At 47.2% G+C, this 9,055-nt stretch carries 13 protein-coding genes; 11 read left to right on the top strand and 2 right to left on the bottom strand.

The window, feature by feature from the left end; genetic code table 11:
• The 11 genes from PACILC2_RS18495 to PACILC2_RS18445 form a co-directional block, all read left to right on the top strand.
• Nucleotides 1–333: LPXTG cell wall anchor domain-containing protein (locus tag PACILC2_RS18495; RefSeq protein WP_213530039.1), on the top strand; the 333-nt coding region annotated here is incomplete at its 5' end.
• Nucleotides 334–460: 127 nt separating this feature from the next.
• Nucleotides 461–841: a hypothetical protein gene (locus PACILC2_RS18490; protein ID WP_213530037.1), complete on the top strand. Its 381-nt coding sequence runs from the start codon at nucleotides 461–463 to the stop codon at nucleotides 839–841.
• Between the two features lie 36 nt (nucleotides 842–877).
• Nucleotides 878–1,153 (top strand): hypothetical protein, encoded by a 276-nt coding sequence (locus tag PACILC2_RS18485; RefSeq protein WP_213530035.1) that lies wholly within the window; start codon nucleotides 878–880, stop codon nucleotides 1,151–1,153.
• 131 nt (nucleotides 1,154–1,284) lie between these two features.
• The gene (locus PACILC2_RS18480) at nucleotides 1,285–1,902 is read left to right on the top strand and encodes a hypothetical protein (protein ID WP_213530034.1); all 618 of its coding nucleotides are present in this window, start codon (nucleotides 1,285–1,287) and stop codon (nucleotides 1,900–1,902) included.
• Nucleotides 1,903–1,904: 2 nt separating this feature from the next.
• Complete coding sequence (locus PACILC2_RS18475; protein WP_213530032.1) at nucleotides 1,905–2,162, top strand: hypothetical protein; 258 nt, start codon at nucleotides 1,905–1,907, stop codon at nucleotides 2,160–2,162.
• A 16-nt stretch (nucleotides 2,163–2,178) separates the two neighbouring features.
• Complete coding sequence (gene srtD, locus PACILC2_RS18470; RefSeq protein ID WP_213530030.1) at nucleotides 2,179–2,781, top strand: class D sortase, LPxTATN-specific; 603 nt, start codon at nucleotides 2,179–2,181, stop codon at nucleotides 2,779–2,781.
• Nucleotides 2,782–3,252: 471 nt separating this feature from the next.
• The gene (locus tag PACILC2_RS18465; protein WP_213530028.1) at nucleotides 3,253–4,833 is read left to right on the top strand and encodes a PAS domain S-box protein; all 1,581 of its coding nucleotides are present in this window, start codon (nucleotides 3,253–3,255) and stop codon (nucleotides 4,831–4,833) included.
• Between the two features lie 59 nt (nucleotides 4,834–4,892).
• Nucleotides 4,893–5,705 (top strand): response regulator, encoded by an 813-nt coding sequence (locus tag PACILC2_RS18460; protein WP_213530025.1) that lies wholly within the window; start codon nucleotides 4,893–4,895, stop codon nucleotides 5,703–5,705.
• Complete coding sequence (locus PACILC2_RS18455) at nucleotides 5,678–6,091, top strand: Hpt domain-containing protein (RefSeq protein ID WP_213530023.1); 414 nt, start codon at nucleotides 5,678–5,680, stop codon at nucleotides 6,089–6,091. The genes PACILC2_RS18460 and PACILC2_RS18455 overlap by 28 nt, the downstream gene beginning before the upstream one ends.
• Nucleotides 6,092–6,098: 7 nt before the next feature.
• Complete coding sequence (locus PACILC2_RS18450) at nucleotides 6,099–6,323, top strand: response regulator (protein ID WP_213530021.1); 225 nt, start codon at nucleotides 6,099–6,101, stop codon at nucleotides 6,321–6,323.
• Nucleotides 6,307–6,486 (top strand): response regulator, encoded by a 180-nt coding sequence (locus tag PACILC2_RS18445; protein WP_213530041.1) that lies wholly within the window; start codon nucleotides 6,307–6,309, stop codon nucleotides 6,484–6,486. The genes PACILC2_RS18450 and PACILC2_RS18445 overlap by 17 nt, the downstream gene beginning before the upstream one ends.
• A 333-nt stretch (nucleotides 6,487–6,819) precedes the next feature.
• Here PACILC2_RS18445 and PACILC2_RS18440 read toward each other — a convergent pair whose 3' ends face one another.
• A complete protein-coding gene (locus PACILC2_RS18440; RefSeq protein WP_213530019.1) occupies nucleotides 6,820–7,410 on the bottom strand; it encodes a TetR/AcrR family transcriptional regulator in 591 nt (196 codons plus the stop codon).
• A 108-nt stretch (nucleotides 7,411–7,518) separates the two neighbouring features.
• On the bottom strand, nucleotides 7,519–8,151 hold the full coding sequence (locus PACILC2_RS18435; protein WP_213530017.1) for a GntR family transcriptional regulator: 633 nt from the start codon (nucleotides 8,149–8,151) through the stop codon (nucleotides 7,519–7,521).
• Nucleotides 8,152–9,055 lie beyond the last annotated feature (904 nt).

Raw genomic sequence — 9,055 nt, 5'->3', positions numbered from 1 at the left:
GCGGATGCGGATGCCGACGCCGATGCTGACGCCGACGCAGACGCCGATTCTGACGCCGATTCCGGCATCGACACTGATCTGAGTATCGGATCGCCCATCGTTGGCTCGGATCGTGACAGCGACAATACAGGCAATGCAGATACAAGTCTCAACAATATCGTAAACGGTAACGCGAATGTCGCCAGACCCTTCAATATTATTACAAGTCCGTATGCGGAAGCTGCGGAGGGTGCGAAACTTCCGAATACGTCGACCGGGATGTCCAATTGGGGCTTGGCAGGAATCTGGGCCATCATCGCCGGATGGTTCATGAGAAAACGGACGGTTAAATAATTCGCAGTTGAAGCTCCTCACAATCATGAGCGTGAATCCGCCGGTGAACGGACCGCCTCGTGATTGTGAGGAATTTTCCTACCTACCATTAAATAGAACGAGATTGCGCGGACGGGGGGAATTGGTGTTGAAGGCACACGATATCGAACATTTCCAGAAAAAAGCCGCACTGCTGAAAGAAAAATTGTTTCGGCATCTGGACCGGACAAGGGAAGCGATGCACAACTTTTTTGGCAGAAAGCCCAAATTTATTATTTTTATTTCTGTCAGCAATATGGAGGAACGCGCGCGTGTGTTTTGCGGGGTGGGAAATACCGCCGAATCCGCTTGGCTCAATGCCTTGAACCCGTGCAAAAATTTTGAAACAAAATCCCGGATACGCCGCCTGGATGAAAGCCGATCTGGTGAACGAGATCGAAAAGCTTGCTTACGAGCAATTTATCGAGTATTCGACGAAAACGAGACGCAACTACTTGCGGCAAGGCATCGCGTTCGACGCCAACTTTAATCTCGCTTTTTGGAACAGGAAATCAATGCGAACGTTTTGATCAACAAAGGTGAAAACGGTTCGCATGATACGCTGCACCTCAACAATATCAATCACTATATGAAAACCTATCGCGCATTAAAATATCCGCTGACGTTCGATCGGCTGAAAGAAGTGTATTTATTTACGACAATCAGCTATTTTTACGATACAGAGTGCCATGAATTGCTTAGCGGACCATTGCAGAACGGCCGCCGAAGAATCGATCGGATCGACAAAGAGTTGATCTACGGACTGATCGACCAGTCTTCCGACTATTTGAAAAACAGGTAGAGCCGACAGGGAAATTCGTATATGGATATTTTCCCTGCTTTCACAAACCTATCCAATGGTACAATATGTTAAGGCATGCCAGTACTGTATATTCCATGGTCGAAGCATACGAATTGACGAGAAAGGATGATTTGGCAGCAAGTATTGCAAGAGCGGTCGAGTATTTGGTGAAAGACGGAATTACCTTTATCGAAAGCGGGGGAACTGATGCTGCAGCTTACGTCGTCGATACGGACAACGAAATCAAACTCGGGGCCAATGCGGCGGCCATTCTCGCCCTGACCAAATATACCACGGTATTCAACACCGACCGCTATATCGATGTCATGGTCGCGCTGGCAAACGGTATAGCCGCCATGCAAGACCCCGAAAGCGGAAGCTTCGTCCACGTACTGCATTATCCTCGTCTGACCGTAAAAGAGAAGTTCAGAATCGTTTATTACGACGGGGAAGCGGCCTTTGCTTTGATGAGACTGTACGCGGTCGACAAAAATGCAAAGTGGCTGAACGTAGTGGAGAAAGCTTTTGCCTATTTCATACGGGAAAATTATTGGAAGCATCATGATCATTGGTTGAGTTATTGCACGAATGAACTTACCCATTACAAGCCTTTAAGGAAATACTTTGAATTCGGTCTAAATAACGTAAAAGACAAGTTGAATTTTATTTTGAACCGGGAAACGACGTACCCGACATTTTTGGAACTGTTGATGGCATCTTACAAGATGGTCGAAAAATCCGCGCTGTAGGAATGGAAGATTTGCTTCACGATTTCAATTTAGGCAAGCTGCAGGAAGCGATCGAACATCGCGTGCGGCATCAGTTGAACGGATTTTTCTTCCCGGAAGTGGCGATGTATTTTAAGTCTCCTCGAGCCATCCTTGGCGCCTTCTATATTCGCCATCATGCTTTTCGTTGCAGAATTGACGACATTGAGCATAATATTTCTGGTTATTACAATTATTACAATACGTTTTGGCAACAGCTGAAGCGGATGGCGGTCGTCTGACAGAAAGGAGTATCGGATGAGAAAAAAGCTGGGACTGCTTCTCATGATCGCCGGAGCCGTCTTGATCGGTACGAATATCTATTATTTTTGGCATCAACAGATGGAGATGAAAAACGCTTTGGCTGAAGCCGAAACCGTGCTCGCCCGTCATCAGGAGGAGGAAAAAACCGATCTCGCCGCTGCCCGCGGGCAATTTCGGCCGAACGAAGGTGATGTGATCGGCGTCTTGCGCATACCTAAAATCGACAAAGAGCTTCCTATTTTGGAAGGTACGGAAGATGAAATGTTGGAAAAGGGCGTAGGACACTACAAAACGACCGCGTTTCCGGCGGATAACGAACAAATCCTGTTGTCGGGGCATCGCGACACCGTTTTTACCAATTTCGACAAACTGGCTCCGGGAGACCGTTTCATCGTGGAAATGCCGTATGGAACATTTGAATACATGATCAGGGATACGGAAATCGTCGATAAAGACGATACCACGATCATTCGGTCGATGGGCGAGGAAGTGCTCACGGTCTCCACTTGTTATCCGTTTCGATTCGTAGGCAATGCCCCTCAACGATATATCATTTATGCTTATCCGATAGAAGCGAACGGGGATGAACCAAGTTAAGCAATCCTTGTCCTTAATATCATTTTCGTGATCTTGCAGGCATTGTTTCAATAAATACCCTCGAATCAACAACGGTCGGAATTTGTTTATGGCAGCTGTTAAATGAGTACCGGATGAAAGAATAAATAGAATTCGAACCTGGCATAGCGACAGTGCTCTGAGGTGATTTTATTGAATCGTGTACAAGAATTTTACAGATTTCCTCTCGTTCTTCTGTCATCGATCATTTCCATAGCATCCTCCACACTGCGTACAAAAATTTTGGTCTGTTGCTCACTCGGATCGGTCATTGCCGGCTTATGCGTTACCGGTATACATGCAGCCCCGTTATCAATAGCGAAAGCAGCGCCGGATGAAATGAATCGCGCTTCTGCCTGGAGTCATACCGAACTTGCGTTATGGTTCGTGGCCGGTATTTTATTCCTTTTGCTCTTCATCCCGTTTCGTCAGTTGATAGATCGAAGGATAGTGGTGAAGAGAACCAAAAGCAGCTTGACAAAATTTCAATTCATTTTCGAGCACAATCCGGATATCGTTTGCTTGCATGACTTGAACGGCCAACTGCTTAAGGCGAATCCCGCCGTGGCAACCGTAACCGGGTATACGCCAAACGAGCTGATGAACAAGCCGCTTATCGATTTTATCGATGTGCGGGAGCGCTTTAAAATTTTACGGAAATTCAAGAAGGTGTTGCGCGGTCAAGCTCAGATGTTTAAGTTTTCCATCCGCGATAAGAAAGGAGATGTCCTGTTTTTCAACACGTCGATCGTACCGGTAATCGCGAATGGGGTGATGATCGGCATATACTCCGTTTCCAAAAACATTACGGCGCAAATCAAAATCGAGAAGGAATTGAGAAAGGAACTCGAAGCCGCATACCAAAACGAAGCGGCGCTCGCCGAGGCTCAGCAAATCGCCCAACTCGGCAGCTGGGAATGGAACCCGCAGACCAATGCCATGTCCTGGTCTATCGGGATGTACCGTCTTTTTGGTATGCCTGATTCCGAAGTTTCGCCGGAGATCAATCGATTTGTCAGCTTCATCCATCCGGCAGATCAGGCGGAGTTCAGACGACGGCTTGTCGTTTCTTTGCAAAAAGCAAAGGAATGCTCTTTCCAATGCCGGATTATCCGGGAGGGCGGAGCGCTGCGATATTGTTACGGCGTCATTCGTTCGGAAGTGAATCAAGAGGGCGTGCCGACCAGGGTGTACGGTTTTCTTCAGGATATTACGGAGTGTAAACAGCGGGAGGAGGAATGGCGTGCAGAAGCCCGGTCGAAAAGTGATTTTTTGGCTTATATGAGCCATGAAATCCGAACGCCTGCGAATGCGATCGCCGGATTCGGACATTTGCTGCTCGAGACCGAACTGAGTGAAAAACAAAAAGAATATGTTCGCAAAGTTCAATCGGCTTCCCAAACGTTGATCGGCATCGTCAGCGACATTCTGGATTTCTCGAAGATCGAGGCCGGAAAGCTGGAATTGGAATCGATCCCCTTTCAATTGGACGGCGTTTTTAATGATGTTGCCGATGTCATCTCGCTTCAAGCCGCGCAGAAAGGTCTGGATCTTTTCTTTATCTCGGATTGGACCGTTCCCGACACGTTAATCGGCGATCCTCTGCGTCTGCGGCAAGTATTAATGAATTTGGCGAATAACGCCATTAAATTTACGAAGTTCGGTGAAATCGTCGTTCGCAGCGAGCTGCTATCGATGAGCAGTCAATATGTGAACATTAAATTTTCCGTAAAGGATACGGGAATCGGGCTTACAGACGAACAGAAGACCGAAATTTTTCAAGCCTTTACGCAGGCAAGCAGCTCGACGACCCGCAAATACGGAGGAACCGGCTTGGGGCTGGTGATATGCAAACAGTTGGTCGGAATGATGAACGGCAGTTTTACGGTCGAAAGCGCTGTCGGCGAAGGAAGCGTATTTGCATTTACGGCGCAATTCGGCCTGCGACACGGCGATAGCACAAACATTTTCTCTCAGCATATGGAAAAGTTCAATATTTTGGTATATGATCAAAGTACAACATCGCAAAAATGATAGAGTTGGCCCTGGAGCCGATTGCCCCCAGGTTGACATTCGTCAAAGAAGGGCAAGTGATGATCGAAGAGCTGGAGCATTGTTCGAAAGGAGGAAAGACAAGTTACGATCTCATTTTAATCGATTGGAATTCAGAGAAAAGAAATAACTTCCATTTATTCCACTACATAGAAAATAACTCTGCGGCTACTTGTCTTCCTTTGATGCTTATGGTAGACTGTCTTCAATTAAATGATATAAAAATGCGCCCATTGTTGAAATCAGACTCCGTGCTTGTCAAACCTTTGATCAAATCGGAATTGCTTTCCGCGATTTTGAAGGTGTTAAAGCCGGATGACGCTGTCGGGCTGTCCGAACCTTCTAAGTTGCCGGATCGTAATTCCGGAACAGTAGAAGAAGAGGAGGCGCGGTATTCGCGAATTTTAATTGTCGAGGACAACGAGTTGAACCAGTTGATTTATCAAGAACTGTTCAAGCCGTATTTTGATCAAATCGTGCTGGTCCACAGCGGCAAAGCAGCTGTCAAAATCGTTTTGTCCCGGCTGACAACGTTTGATGTCGTGCTGATGGATGTGGAATTGGCGGATATCAACGGTTACGAGGCGGCAAGAATGATTCGCGAATCCGATCAAAAGGTGCCGATCATTGCCAATACCGCGCATACTTCGGCGTTGGAAAAACAAAAATGCCTGGAATCGGGCATGAATGATGTGGTTTCCAAACCGATTGATCCCGCGCAGCTGATTTCGACGGTAAAAAATGGGCCGAGAAAAGGAAGCGAGAGGAGGGAGTTCATAAACGGTTTCCGTCTGCGGACAAGATCAAATCCGAAACGGTCGGTTTTGTGTTGCCGGAGAAAACGGATTTCGTAAATGCAGAGGCTTTATTGCAGCGTCTAAACGGAAATTATCAGCAACTTTATTATATCTACGAGGCGTTTCTGAAGGAGCACTCGGACTATGCGACAAAAATCCGCAATTGTGCGGCCGAAAAAGATTATGATGCGTTAAAGCGGCATGTACATAATCTGAAAGGTGTTGCCGTTAATTTATCGCTGGACGGTCTGTATCATTATTGTCAGGAATTTGAGCAAGCTTTCAATAAAATTGAAGAAAAAGAAAGGAATAGAATGGTCGATCGACTGGCGATTCTGATGGAGTCCACTAAGCAAGAATTAACACTTTTGTTAAGGAAGGCTGATTCCACTAACGTAACGGGTGAGTCTCTTGACACGAAAGCACACGATTCTAATCATTGACGATACGATGACAACGATTGAATTGATTCATTCATTGCTTGGTGAAGAATGCAATATTTTGTTTGCGACTAGTGGACCCGAAGGGATAGACCTAGCATTGAAATGCAATCCGGACCTGATACTTCTGGATGTCATGATGCCCGGAATGGACGGGTATGAAGTATGCAGAGAATTAAAAAAGAATGCATTGACGATGGCTATTCCGGTTATTTTCTTTGGATCATCAGGATGAAGAAGAAGCAGGGCTCGAAGCGGGGGCAATCGATTACATAACCAAGCCTTTTCATAATGCAAGCTTTAAAGCAAAGATACATAATTATCTGACGCTGAAGGAACTTCTCGCAAAAAATAAATCTCAAATTATTAGTCTGGATTTCGAAAACGACTGGTTCTGAAATTCGCAGAAGCTTTGGCAAAATCGTTTCGTTGTCGGGTTTAGTCGAAACCTTCAGGTGGCTTTGGCCACCTGTTGTTTTTCGGCAAGCTTTGGCTGAACGCGGCTTGTGTCTTACCAGATCAAATTTGCGCAGGCTTGAAAGTTTCCGATGCCGAACCCGCTTCGGGCACCTCGGCAATTGTTCATGCGTTGAACCTTCTCGGACTTGAGTGGCGCCTTTTCTCACGGTCGGGATTGAAGAGGTGGGAAGGTTTGACGCTTGCTTCTTTTTGCTAGTTGCCTGTTATTGACCGCTCCGCAAGCTTTCATCGGGGCTTTCGAATTTTTGGGGTTAACGGATTTCCAACCCGGCAAAAATAAAATTCGTCGTTTGCCTGACCTCATCTTCCCAGGCGGATTCTTGGCCATCTTGAGCTTCAAGCAGAAAAGAATCGTAAGCAGGGTATACCAGAATCGATATGATGAATTTTGAAATCAACTCCAACGATTCGTAATGGAAAACGTTTTTCTCCTTACCGGCGGACAAAATGTTCCGCAATCGTTCGAGATATGGCTTAACGAGCTTGCTGACAAACTCTTTCCTAGGACTTTCGGACGACAATTCGTGTCTTAGAAGCATATGAAATTGCTTGTCGTGTTTTCGCATATATAAAAATGTGGATATAAATTGTTCGAGTTCTTCTTTCGGATTTTGCACGTTCGTGTTCTTGCTGAAATGTTGACTTGCTTCCAAATACCACTGGTCAAGTACGGCAAAGTACAGTTTCTCTTTTGAACCGTAGTAGTACGATACGAGGGCAAGATTGGCATCAGCAACTTCACAAATTTGCCGTACGGAGGTCTGGTTGTAACCATTTTCGGCAAAACAATGTTTGGCCGCTTCCAAAATTCTTATTTTTGCTGCATCTGGTTTGAGACTCATGATTCCTCCATGTAAGGCTTTTTACATGATTATAGAGCTTGTTCGAAAAGTGTGCAATACGGGAAGAAGCGTGTGAAATCAAGGTATGGATTTCCGTATATCAACTAGTTACATAACCAAAATGCGCTTGCCGTACACCAGGTGCTGTTCCATTTTGCGTGCCGCCGCATCGCCTTCGCCCTGCCGGATCAACGCGAAAATGGCGGCGTGGTCCTCGCAGGAAACTTGAATGTGGCCCGCATCTTTCTGCAATACGCTAAGAGCGGTCCGGTAGAAGCGGTCCTGAAGCGACTCTATCGTTTGGACAATCTCGGCATTGTCGTAGACGCGCGCCAGCTTGCGATGGAAGAGCGAGTCCGCCTCGGTGAAACGTGCGCAATCGTTATCCTGCACATATTGCTGCTGCTGGCGCAAATTTTCCTCGAACCAGTCGACGTCGTCCTGGTCCCAATTGCGCTGGGCGAGCTTGCGAACGATGTGGCATTCGAGCGCCGTGCGGAAATCGAAGAAATCGTCGACGCGGTTCAGCGAAATTTCCGCAACGACCAGTCCTTTGTTGGGTGTGTACCAGACCAGCCCCTCCACATCGAGTCGCTCCAGTGCGGCGCGAATCGGCGTGCGGCTCATGCCCAGCGTTTCCACGAGCGATCGTTCGGTCAGGAATTCCCCCGCTTTGAGCGTGCCGTCCAGAATTCGTTGGCGAATGGAGGTATAAGCTTTCTCCTTCAATGTCTCGGCCATCGTCAAGTTTCTCCTTCATGTATGTGGAAATCACCGTTATGCCACTTCCGGAGACTCTCTTTCAGCCATTCCGCTTCCAGCCGGATTTGTATCCGCTGTTCTCTTACCGGGCGTCCGTCGTTCGAGGATGCAAGTCGGATTGCGTTTTGCCAACCGGATTTTGGCAGGGAGCATATCGAAGTTCGGCATACCCTGTCCGCCAGGTGCATTCGAATCTAAATTGTATACATAATGAGTATAACATAAATAGGTAGTAGAATGTTGATAACAATTTTCAAAGCGGCCGAGCGATGGCAATGTGAATTATGTGCGGAATGGGAGACGGTCGAAGGCGGTGAAACTGCAAAAGTGCAGGATTTTTTCCCGTGACGGATGTTTTTGGAGTAGATTCCTGCAAAAGTGCAGGATTTGGGGGCCGTTTCCGTCCTACATGCCACTTGGAGGTCACAATTACTGCATTATCGCAGAAATTTGGGCGATCGGGCTATCAATAGCGGGAAAATACTGCACTTTCGCAGGAATGGTTGTTTTCAACGGATGAAAACGGCGGCGAACCGTTACCGAGGCAGTTGTCCGGCTGCAATTGGGCGATTCAATACCGTCGCGCAACGGCTTCGGGACAATCTCTCGTATCCGTCGTGCAGCGGCTTCGGGAAAATCTATCGTATCTGTCGCAAACGACCGGGTGGTTGTACCGGACGATTCGACCCAAAGCGCACACCATTTCCCCGGGAAGTTTGCATTCCTTGATATGATTGGGGAAATAACGAAATTGGCAAGCCGGGCGCCTCACCAAGGGCACGATAAAATAGACGTTCGCGAAAATGGCGCGGGAAAACCTTGCTGCACAAGGGTTTTCATCATATGCTGTCGCTCCCCGCGCGGGAGCGTGGATTGAAGCTCC

Source organism: Paenibacillus cisolokensis (assembly GCF_018403665.1).
Taxonomy (GTDB): domain Bacteria; phylum Bacillota; class Bacilli; order Paenibacillales; family Paenibacillaceae; genus Paenibacillus_AH; species Paenibacillus_AH cisolokensis.
Note: the sequence above shows the minus strand (reverse complement) of the source record. Positions and strands in the feature narration are given on the sequence as shown.

Excerpts from the sequence above, each read along its gene's own strand:
- PACILC2_RS18460 (WP_213530025.1), top strand. The coding sequence starts at position 4,893 with ATGATCGAAGAGCTGGAGCATTGTTCGAAAGGAGGAAAGACAAGTTAC.
- PACILC2_RS18475 (WP_213530032.1), top strand. The coding sequence starts at position 1,905 with ATGGAAGATTTGCTTCACGATTTCAATTTAGGCAAGCTGCAGGAAGCG.
- PACILC2_RS18450 (WP_213530021.1), top strand. The coding sequence starts at position 6,099 with ATGACAACGATTGAATTGATTCATTCATTGCTTGGTGAAGAATGCAAT.
- PACILC2_RS18440 (WP_213530019.1), bottom strand. The coding sequence starts at position 7,410 with ATGAGTCTCAAACCAGATGCAGCAAAAATAAGAATTTTGGAAGCGGCC.
- srtD (WP_213530030.1), top strand. The coding sequence starts at position 2,179 with ATGAGAAAAAAGCTGGGACTGCTTCTCATGATCGCCGGAGCCGTCTTG.
- PACILC2_RS18435 (WP_213530017.1), bottom strand. The coding sequence starts at position 8,151 with ATGGCCGAGACATTGAAGGAGAAAGCTTATACCTCCATTCGCCAACGA.